Below are 21673 nucleotides of genomic sequence, written 5' to 3'. Positions count from 1 at the left end.
AGGCACCGCGTTCATTCAGAAAGCACGCGTTATCGTTGACGTTTTTCGCGAGCAAGCTCGCTCCTACAGATTGGTATTAGGGGCAGCCCCCTCCCGCATTGGATTTATTTGCAACCAGTCAGGCGCAGCACTTGCCTGACGCCAACTCCTTGAGAATCGGACAATCCGGCCGGTGGTCGCCCTGGCAGTGTTCCACCAGGTCCTGCAACGTATCGCGCAGTTGCTCAAACTCGCGAATCTTCTGATTCAACGCCTCGACATGCTGGCGCGCCAGGGCTTTCACGTCGGCGCTGGCGCGCTGGCGGTCCTGCCACAAGGTCAGCAGCTTGCCGACTTCTTCCAGTGAAAACCCCAGGTCCCGCGAGCGTTTGATAAACGCCAGGGTGTGCAGGTCGCCTGCACTGAAGAGGCGATAACCACTCTCGGTGCGATGAGCGGCCTTGAGCAGGCCGATGGATTCGTAGTAGCGAATCATCTTCGCGCTCAGCCCGCTTTGGCGGGCGGCTTGGCCGATATTCATGGGCGTTGATCCTCCAGGTCCTTGGGTTTCCAGGTTTTGAGCAGCAGCGCATTGCTCACTACACTGACGCTGGACAACGCCATCGCTGCGCCTGCCAATACCGGATTGAGCAGGCCGAAGGCCGCCAGCGGGATGCCGATCAGGTTATACACAAAGGCCCAGAACAGGTTCTGGCGAATTTTTGCGTAGGTCTTGCGGCTGATCTCCAGGGCCGCCGGCACCAGGCGCGGGTCGCCGCGCATCAGGGTGATGCCGGCGGCGTGCATGGCCACGTCGGTGCCGCCGCCCATGGCGATGCCGATATCCGCTGCGGCCAGGGCCGGTGCGTCGTTGATGCCGTCGCCGACCATGGCCACCACCCCGGTTTTTTTCAGGGCGGTCACGGTGGCGGCTTTGTCGGCGGGCAGCACTTCGGCGTGGACATCGTCGATGCCCAGGGCCTCTGCGACCACTCGCGCGCTGCCGCGATTATCGCCGGTGAGCAGGTGGCTGCTGATGTGCTGGGCCTTGAGTTGCTGCACGGCGTGCAGTGCGCCGGGCTTGAGCGTGTCGCCAAACGCGAACAGGCCCAGCACGCGCGGATGTGCGCCTTGTTCGATCAGCCAGGACAGGGTGCGACCTTCGGCTTCCCATTCAGTCGCGCGCTGACTCAGCGGGCCGGCGTCAAGGCCGGTTTCTTCCAGCAGGCGTCGATTGCCCAGGGCCAGTTGCCGGCCGTCCAGGGTGCCGGCGATGCCGCGTCCGGTCAGGGACTGGCTGGCACTGACGTCAGCCGGGCGCAGCCCCTGTTCGTCACAGGCATCCAGCACCGCCTTGGCCAGCGGGTGCTCGCTGCCACGCTGCAGGGCTCCCGCCTGTTGCAGCAGGCGCGAGGTGTTGCCGTCCACCGCCGCCAGATGGGCGATTCTCGGCGCGCCCGAGGTGAGGGTGCCGGTCTTGTCGAACACCACGGCGCTCACCGCATGGGCATGCTCCAGCGCCTCGGCGTCCTTGATCAGAATGCCATGGCGCGCAGCGACGCCGGTGCCGGCCATGATTGCCGTCGGCGTCGCCAGGCCCAGGGCGCACGGGCAGGCGATCACCAGCACCGCAACCGCGTTGATGATTGCGCTCTCCAGGGGCGCGCCGTACAGCCACCAGCCCGCGAGGGTGAGCAATGCCACTACCAGCACCGTCGGGACGAAGACCTGGCTGACTTTATCCACCAGTTTCTGGATCGGTGCCTTGGTGGCCTGGGCGTCCTCGACCAGGCGGATGATCCGGGCCAGCACGCTCTCCGCGCCCAGGGCCTGGGTACGCACCAGCAGGCGACCTTCACCGTTGATCGCGCCGCCGGTGACCCGGTCGCCCGGTTGTTTCGGCACCGGCAGACTTTCGCCACTGATCAGCGCTTCGTCGGCATGGCTTTGGCCATCGACAACTTCGCCGTCTACCGGGAAGCGTTCGCCTGGCTGGACGCGTACCAGGTCACCGAGCTTGAGCGCAGTGATGGCGACCTCTTCCTCACGGCCCTCCAACACGCGCACCGCCCGCTCGGGGCGCAAGGCTTCGAGGGCACGAATGGCGCTGGCGGTCTGGCGCTTGGCGCGGCTCTCCAGGTATTTACCCAGCAGCACCAGTGCGATCACCACGGCCGAGGCTTCGAAATACAAATGCGGAGCGGGCCGGGTGAGCCATTGATAGACGCTCAGGCCGTAACCGGCACTGGTGCCGATCGCCACCAGCAGGTCCATATTGCCCGCGCCGGCGCGCACGGCTTTCCAGGCGGCCCGGTAAAAACGCGCACCGAGGATAAATTGCACCGGTGTCGCCAGGGCGAACTGCACCCAGGCGGGGAGCATCCAGTGCAAGCCGAAGGGTTCGACCAGCATCGGCAGCACCAGGGGCAATGCCAGCACGATCGCCAGCATCAGCGCCCAGCGTTCGCGGTGCAGGTGCCGGACTTGATCGGCCTGGGTGGTGGTGGCGGCCTGGGGCAGGCTGGCGGTGTAGCCGGCTTTGTCGACGGCGGCGATCAGCACGCCGGGGTCCATCTGGCCGATTACCTCAATGTGGGCGCGTTCGTTGGCCAGGTTGACGCTGGCACGTTGCACCCCCGGCACCTTGCCCAGCGCACGCTCCACACGGCCGGCGCAACTGGCGCAGGTCATGCCGCCGATGGGCAGGTCAAAGGTGGTGGTTCCATTCATGGGGCAGTCCTCCGCAAAACAGTGCCCCCAGCATCAACCTTGACCTGTGGGGAAGGTCAAGCGTCTTTAAATCTTAGCTTAATAGCCCAGCTCGGCGGCTTTGAGGTACATGCCGTCCGGGCCCTGGGCAATCCGCAGCTTGCGCACGTCGCCGGCCTTGAGCGTGATGTTCTGGGCGGGCGGGGCGAGCATGCCGGGCAGACAGCCCGGCGATTTCCCCGGCAGCAGTTTCAGGCGCAGTGACACATTGCCGGCAGGCAGGTTGAATGAAGTGGACTCTTCCTGAAACAGGCGGCCGGCCAGTTGATCCTGGATATACAGGCCGATTTCACAGGACGTCGGCACTTCCAGGCGCTCCCGGGAAATGATCAGCACCGCGTAGTCTTCAGCGGCGGGCGCAACGGCAGAAAAACTCATCAGGCCGGCAAGGGCAAAAAAAGACCAGCGCATGGCGAATGCTCCGTGGGTCACATCGATAAAGTTGAAGCTTGGCCGACGTCGCCGCCGAATACCAGCCCGGCCGACGTTTCTGAAACTTGACCTTGCCATCGTGGCAAGGTCGAGACTGGGTTCAACCTCATTCAAGGAGTCTTGTCATGCAAATATTCAATGTTGAAGGAATGACCTGCGGCCATTGCGTTCGGGCGGTGACCCAGGCGGTGCACAGCCAGGATGCAGATGCCGAGGTGACGGTCGATCTTGCGGCGAAGCAGGTCAGGGTGCAAAGCCAGCTGGAGCGCGAAGCCATCGCACAGTTGATCAAGGAAGAAGGCTACACCGTCGTCTGATTTTTAATAGTTAGCGAGCTATCTTAATGTTCAAGGCACCCAAGCGCGGCTAGACTGTCGGGCTGCCGACTCACTTGGGTGCCTGATGAACCTTCGCATTATTCTGATCCTCGGCGCCTTGAGCGCCTTTGCGCCGTTGGCGATCGACTTTTACCTGCCGGGCTTTCCGGCCATCGCGAGCGCTTTTGCCACCGACGAAAAACATGTCCAACTGACCCTGGCGGTGTATTTCGCGGGGTTGGCCATCGGCCAATTGATCTACGGCCCGCTGGCCGACCGCTTTGGCCGGCGCGTGCCGCTGCTCAGCGGTGTGACGCTGTTTACCCTCGCGTCCTTCGCCTGTGCCTATGCGCCGTCCCTGGAATGGCTGATCGGTGCGCGTTTCGTGCAGGCGCTCGGCGGTTGCGCGGGCATGGTGATCTCGCGGGCGGTGGTGAGTGACAAATGCGACGCCGTGGGCTCGGCCAAGGTGTATTCGCAACTGATGCTGGTCACAGGCCTGGCGCCCATCCTTGCGCCGCTGGCGGGTGGGTTGATGGTGGGGCTGTGGGGCTGGCAGTCGATTTTCCTGGCGCTGTCGCTGTTCAGCGTGATGGCGGCCATTGCGGTGGCGGTGGGCTTGCCGGAAACCTTTCCGGCGCATCAGCCGCGCCAGCCGTTGTCCGGCTCGTTGCGCCGCTACGGCGCGCTGTTGTCGGACCGGGTTTACCTGGGCTACGCCCTGACCGGTGGCATCTCGATTGCGGGGATGTTTGCCTATATCGCCGGTTCACCGTTCGTGTTCATCAAACTGTATGGCGTGCCCGCCGAGCATTACGGCTGGCTGTTCGGTTCCAATGCCGCCGGTTTTATCCTGGTGGCGCAGTTGAATGCGCGGTTACTGGCCAAACGCGGCCCGGCGTTTCTGCTCTCGCGTACGGTGTGGGTTTACGTGGCGGCGGCGCTGACGCTGCTTGGGATTGCAGCGCTGCGCACCGAAGCCCTGTGGCCGTTGCTGGTGCCGTTGTTTATCTGTATCGCCAGCCTGGGTTGCATTCTGCCCAACACCTCGGCGTGCGCCATGAACGGGCAAGGCGCGCGCGCCGGCAGCGCCTCGGCCTTGCTTGGGTGCATTCAATTTGGTGTGGCGGCGGGGGCGGCATCGTTGGTCGGGGTGTTGCACGACGGCACGGCCATGCCGATGGCGATGGTCATCAGCCTGTGCGGGGTGCTGGCGGTGACGATTGCGATGGCCACCCTGCGCCTGCAACGGGCAAGAGCCTTGCAGGCGCAGGTCTGAAGAGCCGATCAGCCGGCGGCGCGTTGCTGGCTGAGTGGAAAGCGGTGGGGGGCCTGGATGCGGGTTTGCAAGGTGTCGGCGAAGGCACGTGCCTCGGCTTCGGTGTGAAAAATAATCGACCGCTGGTCCAGGCGGACCTCCCACTGGGATTTTTTTGCTAACGCTTTTATCAGGATCTTCATTGCTGACTTCCTCACGTAAAAGAATCGTGGCAAAGGCGGCCAATATAAACCCGTATGCGCTCACAGAGATGACAAAGGTCAACTCTCGGACTAATGGTGTCGTCCATTACTTACATAAGTAACAGACGACACTGACAGCCGTTTTCTAGAACCCCTCTAACACGATCTTGCCCTTGGCCTTGCCGCTTTCCAGCAGCGCGTGGGCACGGCGCAGGTTCGCCGCATTGATCACGCCAAAATGCTCGCCGAGCGTGGTTTTCAAGGTGCCGGCGTCGATCAGCGCGGCCACGCGGTTGAGCAGGTTGTGCTGCTCGATCATGTCCGGGGTCTCGAACATCGAGCGGGTGTACATGAACTCCCAGTGCAGCGACAGGCTCTTGCGCTTGAGCGAACTCACGTCCAGCGCCTTGGGGTCGTCGATCAACGCCAGCTTGCCCTGGGGCTGCAGGGCTTCTACCAGTTGCTCCAGGTGCAGGTCGGTCTGGGTCAGGCTGGCGACGTGGGTCACTTGCGGGTGACCGGCGTGTTTGAGTGCCTCGCTCAGCGGCTGGCTATGGTCGATCACCAGGTCGGCGCCCAGGGCCTTGGCCCATTCCTGGGTCTCCGGGCGCGACGCGGTGCCGATGACTTTCAGCGCGGTGAGCTGGCTGGCCAGTTGGGTCAGGATCGAACCCACGCCGCCCGCTGCGCCGACGATCAACAGGCTCTGGCCCTGGTTCTGTTTGCCCTCGGCTATTTGCAAGCGTTCGAACAGCAGCTCCCAGGCGGTGATGGCGGTCAACGGCAGCGCCGCGGCTTCGGCAAAGCCCAGGCTCTTGGGCATATGGCCGACAATGCGTTCATCCACGGTGTGCAATTGGCTGTTGCCGCCCGGGCGCACCAGGGAGCCGGCGTAGAACACCTTGTCGCCGGCCTTGAACAGCGTCACTTCGCTGCCGACCGCCTTGACCACGCCGGCCACGTCCCAGCCGAGCACCTTGGCGGCGCCGTTTTCCGGAGCGACGTTCTGGCGCACCTTGGTGTCCACCGGGTTGACCGAGATGGCTTTGACTTCCACCAGCAGGTCACGCGGCCCGGCGACGGGTTCTGGCAGTTCGATGTCTTGCAGGGCGTTCACGTCGCTGATGGGCAGGGAGGTGTAATAGGCGATGGCTTTCATGATTTCTCCGGGGTAAATACGGTCAATGCAGGCGCGCGCTTGCTCGCGAAAATCGTTAACGATGACGCAATACTTCTGGTTGAACACGTCGTTCCTGCGTTTTTCGCGAGCAAGCTCGCTCCTACAGAAAAAGGGGATGGTCAGGCGAGAAACTTCAGGCGCTTGAGTTCGAAGTGTTCGATCACGTCGGCGGCCTTGGTCCGGAACGCCTGGATATGCGCACTCTGGTCGTGGTCGGCCAGGGCCGCGTCGTCGCTCCAGCGCTCGAGCATGTAGAACGTCTCGGGATGTTGCAGATCCTGGTGCAGGTCGTACTGCTCACAACCGGCTTCCAGGCGAGTCGGCTCAAGCAGACCGCGCAGCAGGGTTTCCAGGGTGGCCTGTTGGCCGGGCTTGGCGATCAGCGTGGCGATCACGTTAAAGGCGGTAGACATATCAACTCCTGGTCGATAGGGAACGGGATGGCCAGATGATTGGCTATTTCCAGCACGGATAAAAGCGGCTAAAACAAAGGTCTGTTTCAATAGAAAATTGATAATTGGCGGAAATTGATGCTGCGCTTTGATGATTTGCAGTTGTTTGTCCGGGCAGCGGACCTGGGCAGTCTGTCGGCGGCCGCGCGGGTCATGGACCTGTCCCCGGCGGTGGCCAGCGCTGCGTTGAAGCGCATAGAACAACAGCTGGGCGCGCGTTTGCTGGCACGCTCCACCCGCAGCCTGCGCTTGACCGCCGAAGGTGAGGGGTTTCTCACCTATGCCCGCGCCGCGTTGAGCTCACTGGATGAAGGGCGGCGCCTGCTGGCCAGTGGGCAGGACCATGTCAGCGGCATGCTGCAACTGTCGGCGCCTTCGGATTTCGGTCGCAACCTGCTGTTGCCCTGGCTGGATGACTTCCAGCGTGAATACCCGCAACTGAGCGTGCGCCTGTTGCTGGGGGATCGCATTGCCGACCTGTACCGCCAGCCGGTGGACATCGCCTTGCGCTATGGCGAACCCGAGGATTCCAGCCTGGTTGCGCTGCCCATCGCGCCGGAAAATATCCGGGTGCTGTGCGCGGCGCCCAGTTATCTGGCCCGACACGGCGAACCGCGGCATCTGGAGCAACTGGCCCAGCACAATTGCCTGCTCTACATGCTCGCTGACCGGGTACACGACCATTGGCGTTTTTATGACGGCAAGCGCGAGGTCAGCCTGACGGTTTCCGGCGATCGCGTCAGTGACGACGCCGACGTGGTGCGCCGCTGGGCGGTGGCCGGCGTCGGCATTGCCTACAAGTCCTGGCTGGATGTGAGTACCGACGTCGTGGCCGGGCGTCTGCGCTTGATCCTGCCGGAGCTGCGCGGTGAGCGTACCCCGCTCAACCTGCTGTGCGCGCACCGTGCGCAGTTGAGCAAGCCCGTCAACTTGCTGCGGGAAATGCTCGTGTCCCGTTGTGCGACATTGACGAAGCAACTGTCGGAGCGATTCGCTGTGAAGTAATGGCCTCCAGCAAAGCAGGACATTTCCCTCGAGTGCTGTCCGCATTCAGGCTGTAAGACGCCATGGAACCGGCTGTTTTGGCCCCTATACTTTGGCGCCAACCGCAGCAGAAAAACGGTTCAACGGGGAGTCGAAAGATGGAACAGGCACCATGTATCAGTCGTATCGCCAGCTTGCTTGCCGAGCCCAAGCGCACCGCAATGCTGTGGGCATTGATGGACGGTTCGGCGAAATCTTCAGAGGAGTTGGCGACGTTCGCCGGGCTGTCACCGGCGTCGGCCAATGCCCATCTGGCGCGGTTGACCGGCAGCGGCTTGCTGCGGGTCGAAGCGCGCCGGGGCAAACGGCTGTTTCGCGTGGCGGCGGCCGATGTCAGTGCCGCCATCGACGCGCTGGCAACGACCACCATGGCGAGTGCGGCGCGCGCCGCGCCGGATGTTCAGCTCCCCGCGTTGCAGACCCCGCCGCTGGTGCGTCGCGCCCGCGTGTGCCACGACCATCTCGGCGGTGAACTGGCGGCCGGGCTGTATCAACGGATGGCGCAGGCAGGCTGGATCCAGCGCTACGAACAACGTACCGAAGTGACGGTCAAGGGCACCCGGCATCTGGCGGAGCTGGGTATTTTCATCCAGGCATTCTCGTCGCCGTTGGTGTGTGACTGTTTCGACTGGAGCCAGCAGCAACCGCATGTCGGCGGTGCGCTCGGCGCCGGGCTGTTGCGGCTGTTTTTGCAGTCGAACTGGGTGAGTGCCATCGGCGAGTCCCGGGCCTTGGCTGTCAGCGACGCAGGGCTTGTGCACATCAACCGGTTGGCCGCACTGCAGGAGCGTCGCTCCTAGTTTCGGTCAGGTCGCATCCAGCAATCGCCAGGGCAGACGATGCCGCACACTCGGCCAGGGGTTTTTCACACTTGGGGGTGGGGCATGGGGATGCAGGACTATAGCGCAGCAGAGCGGCTGGAACGGTTGCCCATCAGTGGTTACCACCGAATCATTTTCATCATCATTGCCCTGGCGTTTTTTTTCGACTCCATGGACCTGGCGATGATGACGTTCCTATTGGGCTCGATCAAAGCCGAGTTCGGCCTGAGTACGGCCCAGGCCGGGTTGCTGGCCAGTTCGAGTTTTTTCGGCATGGTGGTCGGCGCTTCGCTCTCGGGGATGCTCGCTGATCGCTTCGGGCGCAAGCCGGTATTTCAGTGGAGCATCGTGTTGTGGGGTGTCGCCAGTTACTTGTGCTCCACGGCGCAGACGGTCGAGGCGCTGACCCTGTTTCGCATCCTGCTGGGCATTGGCATGGGCATGGAGTTTCCGATCGCACAGTCGATGTTGTCCGAGCTGATTCCGGCAAAACGGCGCGGGCGGTATATCGCGTTGATGGATGGTTTTTGGCCGCTGGGGTTTGTCGCGGCCGGCGTGCTGTCTTACTTCCTGCTGCCGGTGGTGGGTTGGCGCGACATCTTCCTGGTGCTGGCGGTGCCGGCGATATTTGTACTGGCCATCCGGTTTTTTATTCCGGAGTCGCCGCGCTGGCTGGAACAGGCCGGGCGCCACGAGGCGGCGGACATGGTGTTGCTGGGCATCGAGCAAAAGGTGCGCGACTCCCTCGGGGGCGCCGACTTGCCGCAGCCTGTTGCCTTGCCGCGGGTGGCGAGTACGCCAGGCACATTCTTCTCGGCCTTCCGGCAGTTGTGGTCGGCTCAGTACCGTCAACGCACGATGATGATCTGGAGCGTGTGGTTCTTTGCCCTGCTCGGGTTCTACGGACTGACGTCGTGGTTGAGTGCGTTGCTGCAGCAGTCAGGCTTTGCCGTGACGCAATCGGTGTATTACACGGTAATCATTTCCCTGGGCGGGATTCCCGGTTTCCTGATGGCGGCGTGGCTGGTCGAGCGCTGGGGACGTAAGCCGGTGTGCGTGGTGACGTTGCTGGGCGGCGGGGTGATGGCGTTTTTGTATGGGCAGAGCGCGGTGTTCGGCGGCAATGTCGGACTGCTGGTTACGACCGGTTTGTTGATGCAGTTCTTTTTGTTTGGCATGTGGGCGGTGTTGTACACCTATACGCCGGAGCTGTATCCGACCTCGGCGCGCGCAACGGGGTCCGGGTTTGCCTCGGCGATTGGTCGCGTGGGGTCGTTGCTGGGGCCACTGGTCACCGGGCTGGTGTTTCCAATAACCGGGCAGGGCGGGGTGTTTGCCTTGGGCGCGCTGTGTTTTGCGGTGGCGGCGCTGGTGGTGTGGGTGTTTGGGATGGAGACCAAGGGCAAGACGTTGGAGGAGTTGTCTGAAGTCTGACAGACAACATTAAACCCCTGTGGGAGGGGGCTCGCCCCCGATAGCGGTGTATCAGTCAATACATGTCTGTCTGACAGACTGCAATCGGGGGCAAGCCCCCTCCCACATTTAGCCTTCATTCATTCAGTAAAAATAGCGGTCAAGGCTTTACCAGTCGCGCATCCAGGCTGTTTTGCGCCAGGCGTTTGGCCTGGTCCTGGGTCATGCCCAGGGAGGTGTACAGCGCGTGGAAGTTCTCGGTGACATAACCGCCGAAGTAGGCCGGGTCATCCGAGTTCACCGTGACCTTCACTCCACGCTCAAGCATGTCGAGGATGTTGTGCTGGGCCATGTCGTCGAAGACGCACAGCTTGGTGTTGGACAGCGGGCACACGGTCAGCGGGATCTGCTCGTCGATGATGCGTTGCATCAGGCGCTCGTCTTCGATGGCGCGCACGCCATGGTCGATGCGCTGGATTTTCAGCAGGTCGATGGCTTCCCAGATGTACTCGGGCGGGCCTTCTTCGCCGGCGTGGGCGACGGTGAGGAAGCCTTCGTGACGGGCACGGTCGAACACGCGCTGGAATTTGCTCGGCGGGTGACCCATCTCGGAACTGTCCAGGCCCACGGCGACGAACGCGTCACGGAACGGCAGCGCCTGGTCGAGGGTTTTCTCCGCTTCGGCTTCGCTCAGGTGGCGCAGGAAGCTGAGGATCAAGCCGCTGGTGATCCCCAGTTGCTGCTCGCCGTCCTTGAGCGCGGCAGCGATACCGTTGAGCACCACTTCGAAGGGCACGCCGCGGTCGGTGTGGGTTTGCGGGTCGAAGAAGGGTTCGGTGTGAATCACGTTCTGGGCTTTGCAGCGCAGCAGGTAGGCCCAGGTCAGGTCGTAGAAATCCTGGGAGGTACGCAGCACGTCGGCGCCCTTGTAATACAGGTCGAGAAACTCTTGCAGATTATTGAAGGCGTAGGCCTTGCGCAGGGTTTCGACGTCGTTCCACGGCAACGCAATCTTGTTGCGTTCGGCCAGGGCGAACAGCAGTTCAGGCTCCAGCGAGCCTTCCAGGTGCAGGTGCAGTTCAGCCTTGGGCAGGGCGTTGAGCCAATCGTACATAGCTAAAATCTCATCAGGTGCAATGGCGGCATTCTACAGGCCATGGCTGAAATAATCGGCAAAACCTGACCAGCAGGAGAGTATTTGATTTATTCGATCAAGTTCGACGTGAACTAAGGTGTAACGAAACGTTAGCGGCGTGGCGCAGTCTGTACCCCAACGATGACTGATTTGCCGTACATAAAGGCCCCCCATGCTCACTTCTCTCAAGCAAGAAAAATTCATGCTGCTGGCACTGATTGCCGCCATTGCCGCCTACCCGCTGGAACACTGGATGCTCCACAGTGGGCAGATGGTGGCGTTGCTCGCCGGTCTCGCCTTGATTGCGTTTATCGTGATGGCGTCGATGCGCGTGGCCCACCATGCCGAACAACTGGCGGAAAAGGTCGGTGACCCCTACGGCACCATGATCCTGACCCTGGCCGCTGTGCTGGTGGAAGTGGTGATCCTGGCGATCATGATGAGCAACGAGCCTTCACCCACGCTGGTGCGCGACACCATCTATTCGGCGGTGATGCTCGATATCAACGGCATCCTCGGCCTGGCCGCGCTGATGGGTGGCATCAAGCATGGCGAGCAGTCCTACAACGATGACTCAGCACGCACCTACAGCGTGATGATTCTCACCGCCATGGGCGTGTCGATGGTGGTGCCGGAGTTTATCCCCGAGGCCGACTGGAAAATTTACTCGGCCTTCACCATCGGCGCGATGGTGGTGCTCTACACCTTGTTCCTGAGAATGCAGGTAGGCCCGCACAGTTATTTCTTCAGCTACAGCTACCCGGAAAAACGCCGCAAGAAATCAACCGAGCAAGAGCACGAGCAGCCCGTAAACCTCGCGTTCTCGATCGGCACCCTGGTGTTTGGCGTGATAGTGATTGGTGCGTTGGCCGAGGTGATGTCCAAGACCCTCGACCTGGGCCTGGAGGGCACGGGCGCCCCACCGGTGATCACCGCGATCGTCGTGGCGGCTATTTCCGCCGCGCCGGAAATCCTGACGGCATTGCGCGCCGCCTTGGCCAATCGCATGCAGTCGGTGGTGAACATCGCGCTGGGTGCGTCGCTGTCGACGGTGATTCTGACGGTGCCGGTGATGGAAGCCATGGCGCTCTACACCGGCCAGCCATTCCAAATGGCGATGACGCCGGTGCAGACAGTGATGGTGTTTATTACGCTGATCGTCAGTGCGATCAACCTCAATGATGGCGAAACCAATGCCATCGAGGGCATGACGCATTTCGTGCTGTTTGCGACCTTTATCATGCTGTCGCTGTTGGGGTTGTAACCCGATTTCAAGTACACCATAAAACCAAATGTGGGAGGGGGCTTGCCCCCTCCCACATTTTGGACTGTGCTTGGTTTAGATTCCGGCGATCAACTGACGGGCCGCCCGGGTGTGATCGGCGATCAGAGCTTTCAGGTCCAGGCCTTCCACTTGTCCGTCGATTACCCGCCATTGACCCGCGATCATCACTCGGTCCGCTCGATCGGCACCGCACAGCAACAGTGCGGAAATGGGATCGTGGCTGCCGGAGAAGCGCAGCTCATCGAGTTTGAACAGCGCCAGGTCCGCCTGCTTTCCTACCGCCAACTCTCCAATATCCGTACGGCCCAACAACTGCGCCGAGCCTTTGGTCGCCCAGCCCAACACACCTTCAGGGGTAATTTTTTCCGCGCCGTAACGCAGGCGCTGGATGTACAGAGCCTGGCGCGCTTCCAGAATCATGTTCGAAGCGTCGTTGGAGGCGGAACCGTCCACGCCCAGGCCGAGGGGGGCACCGGCCGCGAGCAGGTCGAGGGTCGGGCAGATACCGGAGGCCAGGCGCATATTTGAACTCGGGCAATGGCAGATGCCCGTGCCGGCAGCGCCCAGGCGTGCGATTTCATCCGGGTTGAAGTGAATACCGTGGGCCAGCCAGGTGCGCGGGCCGAGCCAGCCGACGCTGTCGAGATAATCCACCGTGCGCAGGCCGAAACGTTGCAGGCAGAAGTCTTCCTCGTCGAGGGTTTCCGCGAGATGCGTGTGCAGGCGCACGTCGAGCGAGGTGGCCAGTTCGGCACTGGCGCGCATGATTTCGGGGGTGACGGAAAACGGCGAACAGGGCGCCAGGGCAATCTGGATCTGCGCGCCGTCGCCGCGCTCGTGGTATTCACGGATCAGGCGTTGGCTGTCGTCGAGGATGACCTGGCCCTGTTGCACGGTTTGCTGCGGCGGCAGGCCACCCTCGGCTTCGCCCAGGCTCATGGAACCACGGGTGAGCATGGCGCGCATGCCCAGCTCGCGTACGCTGTCGACCTGCACATCAATGGCGTTTTCCAGGCCGTCGGGGAACAGGTAGTGGTGGTCCGCCGCAGTGGTGCAACCCGAGAGCAGCAATTCCGCAAGGGCCACTTTCGACGCCAGGGCGAGTTTTTCCGGGGTCAGTCGGGCCCAGACCGGATACAGGGTTTTCAACCAGGGAAACAGCGGCTGGTTGACCACCGGCGCCCAGGCGCGGGTCAGGGTCTGGTAGAAATGGTGGTGCGTGTTGATCAGCCCGGGCAGGACGACATGCTCGCGGGCATCGAACACCTGCGCACAGGGTTGTGCAGGTGCTTGCCCTTGGGCCAGCAATTCGGTGATGACGCCGTCTTGCAGCACCAGGCCGCCACGGGCATCGAGGCCATTGGCGGTGAAGATCGCGAGGGGATTTTTTAACCAGATACGGGTCGCAGGCATTGGCCGGCTCCTCTGAATGATGGGTTCAGGTTTGCCAGCTCAGTGTTGCCCTGTCTGCTGATCCAGGGTCGCCGGTGAAGGCGAGGTGGCAGTCTAACGCTGTAGGAGCGAGCTTGCTCGCGAAAATCGTCAACGATAACGCGGGCAGTCTGGTTTAACGCGGTGCCTGGGCGTTCTTCGCGAGCAAGCTCGCTCCTACAGTTGCGGCCATTACCAGGCGATGGTGTCGCCCTTGTAGTCCACAAAATGATGGCCGCCCTTGCCGGTGTAGGCATTTACCTGGTCCACCAGGCCACGCACGCTGGTCTCGACGTCGATGTGCGCATTTTCGCCACCCATGTCGGTTTTCACCCAGCCCGGGTGCAGCGATAACACCGTCGGCTTGTGCTCGCCCAGTTGGGTGATAAAGCTGTTGGTCATGGAGTTGAGCGCCGCCTTGCTGGCCTTGTACAGCGCCATGTCCGAACCGTCGGGAATGGTGACGCTGCCCAGCACCGAACTCATGAAGGCCAGCACGCCGGTGTCCTTGCGGATCTGCCCGACAAAACGCTGGGCCAGGTTGATCGGGGCCACGGCGTTGGTGAAAAACAGTTGGCCGACTTCCGCCAGGGTGGCGTGCCCCGGCTCCTGGTTCGCGGGGCCCTTGACGCCGGCATTGACGAACAGCAGGTCGAAGGTGCGGTCTTTCAGGCGTTGGGCCAGGGCGATAACGGCTTGCTGATCGTCCATGTCGAGTTTTTCGATCTGCACCGGGCCCACGGCTTTCAGGGCGTCGGCCTTGTTCGGGTCACGCACGGTGGCGGTCACGTCCCAGCCGTCCTGGAGCAGTTGCTTGACCAGGCCGAGGCCCAGCCCGCGCGAGGCGCCGATGATCAGTGCGGTTTTTGGCGTAGACATGAAAAGCTTCCTTTGGAGTCGCGGTTCAGGGAGTTGCAGTGAGCAACAGTAGCAGTTTCAGCGTTGCAGCAGGATACGTCCCCGGCTCAGGTCGGCGAGCTGGGTTTGCAAGGTGTCGATGTGGGCTTCGCCCAGGGCCAGTTGCAGCTCCACGCCGTTGGCGGTGAAGGTTTCTTCCACGATCAGCCCGTCCAGTTCGGCAACGCGCAGCTTCAGCAGGTTCAATTCGGAGAAACCGCAGGCGCACCTCAGCGGTACACGACTGATCAGCTCGATGCGCTCGGCATTCTGCAGGCATTTATTTGCGCCGCCGCCGTAGGCACGGGCGAGACCGCCGGTGCCCAGTTGAATCCCGCCGTACCAGCGAATCACCAGCACCACGACCTGATCAAACCCTTGCGCCTCGATGGCCGCCAGGATCGGCCGCCCGGCGGTGCCGCCGGGTTCGCCGTCGTCGTTGCTGCGGTATTGGTCGGCCAGTTTCCAGGCCCAGCAGTTGTGCGTCGCGTTGAGGTCGCTGTGCTGCTCGATAAACGCCTGGGCGTCATGCGCGCTGATAATCGGCGCCGCCAGGGTGATAAAGCGGCTTTTGCGTATTTCTTCACGAAATTCGCAAAAGCCCGTGAGCGTGAATGGCATAAGTCGCTTCGTTCAGGGGGCCGGCTTGATGCCGCAGCCTTTGAGAATAATGTGGATCAGGTTGGTGCCGGCGTCCTCCATGTCCTGCTTGGTCAGCTTGGTGCGACCGGTGACGCGGCAGATCTGGGTGGCGAAGTCGGCATAGTGCTGGGTGCTGCCCCACAGCAGGAAGATCAGGTGCACCGGGTCGATGGGGTCCATCTTGCCGGCATCGATCCAGGCCTGGAACACGGCTGCACGGCCGCTGAACCAGGCGCGGTAGTCCTGGCTGAAATATTCAGTGAGGCATTCGCCGCCGCTGATGATCTCCATGGCGAAGATCCGCGAGGCCTGTGGCTGGCGTCGCGAGAACTCCATCTTGGTGCGGATGTACCGGGAGAGGGCCACGGCCGGGTCGTCCTCGGCGGTCAGCGCGTTGAACGTGCTGTCCCACAATTCGAGAATATTGCTGAGCACCGCAATGTACAGGCCCAGTTTGTTGGTGAAGTAATAGTGCAAGTTGGCTTTGGGCAGCCCGGCACTGGCCGCGATGGTGTTCATGCTGGTGCCCTTGTAGCCATGGCGCGCGAATTCATCCTCAGCCGCCTGGAGAATCGCTTGTTCGTTCTTTTGCCGAATGCGGCTGGCGGGTTTACCGGCATGGTTGCTGTGGGCAGGAACTTCGAGGCTCATGGAGGTTTCCGTGCTGATCGATGGGGGCGACGTGTGCACAGATAACCCACCCTCAAGCCTCAGACAAGTGTTGATGCAATAAAACCGTCAAAGCGATTCCAGGGAGTCGCTTTCGGGCGTGGGGTTTGTAACGGCGTGGACGGTTTTGGCCTCGGGTAACAGCAGGCACAGCACAATGGCAGTCAGCCCGCCGCTGGTGATGGCGGAGTCGAACAGGTTCTGCACCAGGGTTGGCATCAGGTGCAGCAGGTTGGGCTGAGCGGCGATGCCCAGGCCGACACCGAAGGAGGTGGCGATGATCAGCATGCTGCGTCGATCCAGTGGCGCCTGGGCCAGGATGCGCACACCGGCTGCGGCGACGCTGCCGAACATGACCAGGGTCGCACCGCCCAGCACCGGTTTGGGGATTTGCTGCAACACCGCGCCGATCATGGGAAACAACCCAAGGCATACCAGCACCACGCCGATGTACAAGCCGACATGACGGCTGGCCACGCCGGTAAGTTGGATCACCCCGTTGTTTTGCGCGAAGGTGGTATTGGGGAAGGCGCTGAACGTGGCGGCGATCATGCAACTGACGCCATCCCCGAGCACGCCGCCTTTGAGTCGGCTTATATAAGACGCACCGCTGATGGGTTGGCGGGCGATCATGCAGTTGGCGGTGAGGTCTCCGACGGTTTCGATGCTGCTGATCAGATAAATCAGCGCGATGGGCAGGAAGGCGCTCCAATCGAAGTTGAAACCAAAGCGAAACGGCACGGGCAGGCTGATCAGAGGCACGTCGGGTAATGCCTGGGGCACCAGCTTGCCACTGAACCACGCGGCGAGGCTGCCGAGCGCCAGGCCGATGATAATGGCCGAGAGGCGTACCCAGGGCGTGTTCGAGCGGTTGAGCAGGATGATCGTCAGCACCACGAACAGGCCCAGGGCCAGGTTGATGGGGGCGCCAAAGTCGGGGGCGTTGAACCCGCCGCCCAGATCGGTGATGCCGACTTTTATCAGGCTGATGCCGATCAGCGTAATCACGATCCCGGTCACCAGGGGCGTGATGACCCGGCGCAGCTGGCCGATAAACCGGCTCAGCACGATCTGCACCAGGGCGCCGAAAAAGCACACGCCGAAAATCATCGCCAGGATGTCCTCAGGGCTGCCGCCGCGTTGCTTGACCAGGAAGCCGGCGGAGAGCACCGCGCCCAGGAACGCAAAGCTGGTGCCTTGCAGGCAAATCATCCCGGCGCCGATACCGAACGGCCTGCGCGCCTGGATGAAGGTGCCGACGCCGGAGACCATCAGCGCCATGCTGATCAGGTAGGGCAGGTGCGCGGTGAGGCCCAGGGTGGAACCGATGATCAAGGGCGGCGTGATGATCCCGACGAACGCGGCCAGCACATGTTGCAGGGCGGCCAGCAGGGCGGGCAGTGGTTTGGGGCGATCATCGAGGCCGTAGATCAAGTCGTTGGGGCTGGAGGATTCTGGTGGCATGGCGGGTCAACTCGGGGCGGACGGTTCAAGGTCCTTGTGCCTTGCAAAAAACTGTCCACCTGCTCAGCTTTTTGTGCAGAGCCCGTGTTAGCGCGTTGCCGCCAGGCTCTCTAGAAAACTTTCCAGCACCAAATGGGGGCGACGGCCCTTGCGCGTGACCGATGCCAGGCTCAAATCGTAAAACCGTGTAGCCGGTTTCAGCGCGCGCAGTCGGCCTTGTTGTACCCAAAGGTTGGCGTAATGGTCGGGCAGGTAGCCGATATAGCGCCCGGTGAGGATCAGGAACGCCATGCCCTCACGGTCCGAGGCGCTGGCGGTGCACGTGAGCGCCTGGTAATGGGCCTGGATCTCGGCGGGCAAGCGGAAGGTGGGGGCGATGGCGTCCTGGCTGTCGAGGCGCGTGTCGTCCAGTTGCTTGTCGTCGGCATAAAACAGTGGATGCCCGACCGCGCAATAAAGCAGCGAGCGCTCGCTGTACAGCGGTTGGTACTCCAGGCCCGACAACGCGCTGGCCTGGGGCACCACGCCGACATGCAGACGGCCGTCGAGGACACCTTGCTCGACTTCACTGGGGGCGATCATGCGGATTTGAATCTGCACGTCCGGGCCACGTTCCTTCAATTGCGCCAGGGCGTGGGTGATGCGCATATGGGGCAGGGTGACGAGGTTATCGGTCAGGCCGATGATCAGCTCTCCGCGCAAGTGCTGGTGCAGACCATTGACTTCGGTGCGAAAACTTTCCAGCGCACTCAACAGTTGCAACGCCGACTGATAGACCTCGCGGCCTTCTTCCGTCAGCGAGAACCCCGCGCGGCCGCGTTGACAGAGCCTCAGCCCGAGGCGTTGTTCCAGGTCGCTCATTTGCTGGCTGATGGCCGAACGACCAATCCCCAGTACGGTTTCCGCCGCCGAAAAGCCACCACACTCCACCACGCTGCGAAAGATGCGCAACAGGCGGATATCAAAGTCGCTGACCTGGGCCAGGGGGTCGGGGCGACGGCTGCTCATAGTTTAGTGAAGTCCTGACTGAAGGTTAGAAGAGTTGAATTTCACCGACTTTATCCCCGTGGCAATTTAGCTGCAACTACGCTTTTTTCAATCCCGACGCTGCCTTTTGCCTTGCGAGGTTTTGCTGATGAACATGCCGGAAAACGCCCCATCATCCCTGGCCAGCCAACTCAAGCTGGATGCTCATTGGATGCCTTATACCGCCAACCGTAATTTTCAGCGCGATCCGCGCCTGATCGTGGCCGCCGAGGGCAGCTGGTTGACGGATGACAAGGGGCGCAAGGTCTACGACTCGCTGTCGGGCCTTTGGACCTGCGGCGCCGGGCATACGCGCAAGGAAATCCAGGAAGCGGTGGCCCGGCAGTTGGGCACCCTGGACTACTCTCCGGGCTTCCAATACGGTCATCCGTTGTCCTTTCAACTGGCGGAAAAGATTACCGACCTGACCCCTGGCAACCTCAACCATGTGTTCTTCACCGACTCCGGCTCCGAGTGCGCCGATACCGCCGTGAAGATGGTGCGCGCCTACTGGCGCCTGAAGGGCCAGGCCACCAAGACCAAGATGATCGGCCGCGCCCGTGGGTATCACGGTGTGAACATTGCCGGTACCAGCCTGGGCGGCGTCAACGGTAACCGTAAGCTGTTTGGTCAGTCGATGATGGACGTCGACCACCTGCCGCATACGTTGCTGGCGAGCAATGCCTTCTCCCGTGGCATGCCGGAGCAGGGTGGTATCGCATTGGCCGATGAGTTGCTCAAGCTGATCGAACTGCATGACGCGTCGAACATCGCTGCGGTGTTTGTCGAGCCGATGGCCGGTTCCGCAGGCGTGTTGGTGCCGCCACAGGGTTATCTCAAGCGTCTGCGCGAGATCTGCGATCAGCACAACATCCTGTTGGTATTCGACGAAGTGATCACCGGTTTCGGGCGCACCGGTTCGATGTTCGGCGCCGACAGCTTTGGCGTGACCCCGGACTTGATGTGCATTGCCAAGCAAGTCACCAATGGCGCCATTCCGATGGGCGCGGTGATTGCCAGCAGCGAGATCTATCACACCTTCATGAACCAGGCGACGCCGGAATACGCGGTGGAGTTTCCCCATGGCTACACCTACTCGGCGCACCCGGTGGCCTGCGCGGCCGGCCTCGCGGCACTGGACCTGCTGCAAAAGGAAAACCTCGTGCAGAGCGTAGCCGATGTCGCACCGCACTTTGAGAATGCGCTGCATGGCATGAAGGGCAGCAAGAACGTGATTGATATTCGTAATTACGGCCTGGCCGGAGCCATCCAGATTGCGCCGCGTGACGGGGATGCCATCGTGCGTCCGTTCGAGGCCGGCATGGCGCTGTGGAAAGCCGGTTTCTACGTGCGCTTTGGCGGTGACACCCTGCAGTTCGGGCCAACCTTCAACAGCAAGCCGCAGGACCTGGATCGCCTGTTCGATGCGGTCGGTGAAGTGCTGAGCAAGATCGACTGATTTCTCCTTCTATATAGAACAACTTTTCAGGAGCCCTGCATGAGCCTTATCCAGCATTTGATCAACGGTGAATTGGTCAATGACAGCGGTCGTAGCGCCGATGTGTACAACCCGTCCACCGGCCAGGTCATTCACCAGGTGCCATTGGCCAGTCGCGAAACCATTCAACAGGCGATCGACTCGGCCAAGGCGGCGTTCCCGGCCTGGCGTAACACGCCTGCGGCCAAACGGGCGCAGGTGATGTTTCGTTTCAAGCAGTTGCTGGAGCAGAACGAAGCGCGTATCTCGCAGCTGATCAGCGAAGAGCACGGCAAGACGTTGGAGGATGCCGCCGGTGAGTTGAAGCGCGGAATCGAGAACGTTGAATACGCGTGCTCGGCGCCGGAGATTCTCAAAGGCGAATACAGCCGCAACGTCGGCCCGAACATTGATGCCTGGTCGGATTTCCAGCCGCTGGGCGTAGTGGCGGGCATTACGCCGTTCAACTTCCCGGCGATGGTGCCGTTGTGGATGTATCCGCTGGCGATTGTGTGCGGTAACTGTTTCATCCTCAAACCGTCGGAGCGTGACCCGAGTTCGACGTTGCTGATCGCGCAGTTGTTGCAGGAAGCGGGTCTGCCCAAAGGCGTGCTGAGCGTGGTGCATGGTGACAAGGGCGCGGTGGATGCATTGATTGAGGCGCCCGAGGTAAAAGCGCTGAGCTTTGTAGGATCGACGCCGATTGCCGAGTACATTTATTCCGAAGCGACCAAGCGCGGCAAGCGTGTGCAGGCACTGGGTGGCGCGAAGAACCATGCCGTGCTGATGCCGGACGCGGACCTGGATAACGCCGTCAGCGCCTTGATGGGCGCAGCGTATGGCTCCTGCGGTGAACGCTGCATGGCGATCTCGGTGGCGGTGTGTGTGGGTGACCAGGTGGCGGATGCGTTGATTGCCAAGCTGGTACCGCAGGTCAAGGCGCTGAAGATCGGTGCGGGCACCACCTGTGGCCTGGATATGGGCCCGCTGGTGACGGGGCAGGCGCGGGATAAGGTCAGCGGCTATATAGAAGAGGGCGTGTTGGCGGGCGCCGAGTTGGTTGTTGACGGTCGCGGCTTGAGCGTCGCCGGACATGAAGACGGGTTCTTCCTCGGTGGCAGCCTGTTCGATCGCGTGACCCCCGAGATGCGCATCTATAAAGAAGAGATCTTCGGGCCGGTGTTGTGCGTGGTGCGTGTGGACAGCCTGGAAGCGGCGATGCAGTTGATCAACGACCATGAGTACGGCAACGGTACGTGCATCTTTACCCGTGACGGTGAGGCGGCGCGCCTGTTCTGTGATGAAATCGAAGTGGGCATGGTGGGGGTTAACGTGCCTTTGCCGGTGCCCGTGGCTTATCACAGCTTTGGTGGCTGGAAGCGGTCGCTGTTTGGCGACTTGCACGCCTATGGGCCGGATGGGGTGCGTTTCTATACCCGTCGCAAGGCGATCACCCAGCGTTGGCCGCAGCGGGCCAGTCATGAATCCTCGCAGTTTGCTTTCCCCAGTTTGTAAGGCGGGATAAGTGGAAGGCCGGCCCCTTGGGGCCGGCCTTCGCGTTTTCCGGGGTTTTTTGACTTATATGACAGAAATGTGAAAAAGAAGGTTGACGGCAGATTCTGTGCGCCTATAATTTGCCCCACTTCCGGCGCAGTCGAAACGGAAAACTCCTTGGTAAACAATGAGTTAAGCGAGTTTCGAAAGCAGGTCGCTTCAGTTCATCGAAGCCAAAAGGAAGTTGAAAAAGAGGTGTTGACAGCAGCGTGTAACGCTGTAGAA

Annotated in this window: 22 protein-coding genes; 9 read left to right on the top strand and 13 right to left on the bottom strand. The window is 61.7% G+C overall.

The window, feature by feature from the left end; genetic code table 11:
- Window positions 1-118: 118 nt before the first annotated feature.
- The 3 genes from cueR to BFP90_RS21495 all read right to left on the bottom strand — a co-directional run bounded on the left by cueR (window position 119) and on the right by BFP90_RS21495 (window position 3159).
- Entirely contained in the window at window positions 119-520 is a 402-nt protein-coding gene (gene cueR / locus BFP90_RS21505; RefSeq protein WP_065897932.1) for a Cu(I)-responsive transcriptional regulator, read from the bottom strand.
- Window positions 517-2709 carry a heavy metal translocating P-type ATPase gene (locus BFP90_RS21500; RefSeq protein WP_065897931.1) on the bottom strand — a complete coding sequence of 731 codons (2193 nt, stop codon included), beginning with the start codon at window positions 2707-2709 and terminating at the stop codon, window positions 517-519. The genes cueR and BFP90_RS21500 overlap by 4 nt, the downstream gene beginning before the upstream one ends.
- Window positions 2710-2787: 78 nt before the next feature.
- Window positions 2788-3159, bottom strand: coding sequence for a hypothetical protein (locus BFP90_RS21495; protein WP_065897930.1), 372 nt, complete (start codon window positions 3157-3159; stop codon window positions 2788-2790).
- A 146-nt stretch (window positions 3160-3305) separates the two neighbouring features.
- Between BFP90_RS21495 and BFP90_RS21490 the strand changes: the two genes are divergently transcribed.
- On the top strand, window positions 3306-3497 hold the full coding sequence (locus tag BFP90_RS21490; RefSeq protein ID WP_065886499.1) for a heavy-metal-associated domain-containing protein: 192 nt from the start codon (window positions 3306-3308) through the stop codon (window positions 3495-3497).
- A gap of 85 nt (window positions 3498-3582) precedes the next feature.
- Entirely contained in the window at window positions 3583-4776 is a 1194-nt protein-coding gene (locus tag BFP90_RS21485) for a multidrug effflux MFS transporter (RefSeq protein WP_065886500.1), read from the top strand.
- Between the two features lie 8 nt (window positions 4777-4784).
- Here the strand turns inward: BFP90_RS21485 and BFP90_RS28865 are convergent, their stop codons facing one another.
- The 3 genes from BFP90_RS28865 to BFP90_RS21475 all read right to left on the bottom strand — a co-directional run bounded on the left by BFP90_RS28865 (window position 4785) and on the right by BFP90_RS21475 (window position 6551).
- Window positions 4785-4958, bottom strand: coding sequence for a hypothetical protein (locus tag BFP90_RS28865; RefSeq protein ID WP_163001561.1), 174 nt, complete (start codon window positions 4956-4958; stop codon window positions 4785-4787).
- A 145-nt stretch (window positions 4959-5103) separates the two neighbouring features.
- Window positions 5104-6117, bottom strand: a complete 1014-nt coding sequence (locus tag BFP90_RS21480) for a zinc-binding alcohol dehydrogenase family protein (RefSeq protein ID WP_065897935.1) — start codon at window positions 6115-6117, stop codon at window positions 5104-5106.
- A gap of 140 nt (window positions 6118-6257) precedes the next feature.
- Window positions 6258-6551 carry a putative quinol monooxygenase gene (locus BFP90_RS21475; protein WP_065886502.1) on the bottom strand — a complete coding sequence of 98 codons (294 nt, stop codon included), beginning with the start codon at window positions 6549-6551 and terminating at the stop codon, window positions 6258-6260.
- A 117-nt stretch (window positions 6552-6668) separates the two neighbouring features.
- Between BFP90_RS21475 and BFP90_RS21470 the strand changes: the two genes are divergently transcribed.
- The 3 genes from BFP90_RS21470 (at window position 6669) to BFP90_RS21460 (ending at window position 9889) form a co-directional block, all read left to right on the top strand.
- Window positions 6669-7595: a LysR family transcriptional regulator gene (locus BFP90_RS21470; protein ID WP_065894627.1), complete on the top strand. Its 927-nt coding sequence runs from the start codon at window positions 6669-6671 to the stop codon at window positions 7593-7595.
- Window positions 7596-7732: 137 nt separating this feature from the next.
- The gene (locus tag BFP90_RS21465; protein WP_065886504.1) at window positions 7733-8434 is read left to right on the top strand and encodes an ArsR/SmtB family transcription factor; all 702 of its coding nucleotides are present in this window, start codon (window positions 7733-7735) and stop codon (window positions 8432-8434) included.
- A gap of 84 nt (window positions 8435-8518) precedes the next feature.
- Entirely contained in the window at window positions 8519-9889 is a 1371-nt protein-coding gene (locus BFP90_RS21460) for an MFS transporter (RefSeq protein WP_065897929.1), read from the top strand.
- Between the two features lie 139 nt (window positions 9890-10028).
- Here BFP90_RS21460 and BFP90_RS21455 read toward each other — a convergent pair whose 3' ends face one another.
- Complete coding sequence (locus BFP90_RS21455) at window positions 10029-10982, bottom strand: adenosine deaminase (protein ID WP_043051475.1); 954 nt, start codon at window positions 10980-10982, stop codon at window positions 10029-10031.
- Window positions 10983-11175: 193 nt separating this feature from the next.
- Between BFP90_RS21455 and BFP90_RS21450 the strand changes: the two genes are divergently transcribed.
- The gene (locus BFP90_RS21450) at window positions 11176-12267 is read left to right on the top strand and encodes a calcium:proton antiporter (RefSeq protein ID WP_065897928.1); all 1092 of its coding nucleotides are present in this window, start codon (window positions 11176-11178) and stop codon (window positions 12265-12267) included.
- Between the two features lie 75 nt (window positions 12268-12342).
- On the opposite strand, the gene BFP90_RS21445 is transcribed toward BFP90_RS21450, so the two are convergent.
- The 6 genes from BFP90_RS21445 to BFP90_RS21420 form a co-directional block, all read right to left on the bottom strand.
- Window positions 12343-13701 (bottom strand): 8-oxoguanine deaminase, encoded by a 1359-nt coding sequence (locus tag BFP90_RS21445; RefSeq protein ID WP_065897927.1) that lies wholly within the window; start codon window positions 13699-13701, stop codon window positions 12343-12345.
- Between the two features lie 210 nt (window positions 13702-13911).
- Window positions 13912-14598 (bottom strand): SDR family oxidoreductase, encoded by a 687-nt coding sequence (locus BFP90_RS21440; protein ID WP_057726414.1) that lies wholly within the window; start codon window positions 14596-14598, stop codon window positions 13912-13914.
- Between the two features lie 57 nt (window positions 14599-14655).
- Window positions 14656-15237, bottom strand: coding sequence for an IMPACT family protein (locus BFP90_RS21435; RefSeq protein WP_065897926.1), 582 nt, complete (start codon window positions 15235-15237; stop codon window positions 14656-14658).
- A 12-nt stretch (window positions 15238-15249) separates the two neighbouring features.
- Window positions 15250-15909: a TetR/AcrR family transcriptional regulator gene (locus BFP90_RS21430; RefSeq protein WP_065886509.1), complete on the bottom strand. Its 660-nt coding sequence runs from the start codon at window positions 15907-15909 to the stop codon at window positions 15250-15252.
- 87 nt (window positions 15910-15996) lie between these two features.
- Complete coding sequence (locus BFP90_RS21425) at window positions 15997-17391, bottom strand: uracil-xanthine permease family protein (protein ID WP_065897925.1); 1395 nt, start codon at window positions 17389-17391, stop codon at window positions 15997-15999.
- A gap of 87 nt (window positions 17392-17478) precedes the next feature.
- Window positions 17479-18399, bottom strand: coding sequence for a LysR family transcriptional regulator (locus tag BFP90_RS21420; protein ID WP_065894620.1), 921 nt, complete (start codon window positions 18397-18399; stop codon window positions 17479-17481).
- Window positions 18400-18526: 127 nt separating this feature from the next.
- Here BFP90_RS21420 and BFP90_RS21415 point away from each other — a divergent pair, with 127 nt between their 5' ends.
- The 3 genes from BFP90_RS21415 to BFP90_RS28950 all read left to right on the top strand — a co-directional run.
- Window positions 18527-19876 carry an aspartate aminotransferase family protein gene (locus tag BFP90_RS21415; RefSeq protein WP_065897924.1) on the top strand — a complete coding sequence of 450 codons (1350 nt, stop codon included), beginning with the start codon at window positions 18527-18529 and terminating at the stop codon, window positions 19874-19876.
- Window positions 19877-19915: 39 nt separating this feature from the next.
- Window positions 19916-21409 carry a CoA-acylating methylmalonate-semialdehyde dehydrogenase gene (locus BFP90_RS21410; RefSeq protein ID WP_065897923.1) on the top strand — a complete coding sequence of 498 codons (1494 nt, stop codon included), beginning with the start codon at window positions 19916-19918 and terminating at the stop codon, window positions 21407-21409.
- 78 nt (window positions 21410-21487) lie between these two features.
- The coding region (locus tag BFP90_RS28950) for a hypothetical protein (protein WP_218061251.1) at window positions 21488-21673 on the top strand (186 nt) is incomplete at its 3' end.

Source organism: Pseudomonas sp. 24 E 13 (assembly GCF_900004715.1).
Taxonomy (GTDB): Bacteria; Pseudomonadota; Gammaproteobacteria; order Pseudomonadales; family Pseudomonadaceae; genus Aquipseudomonas; species Aquipseudomonas orientalis_A.
Note: the sequence above shows the minus strand (reverse complement) of the source record. Positions and strands in the feature narration are given on the sequence as shown.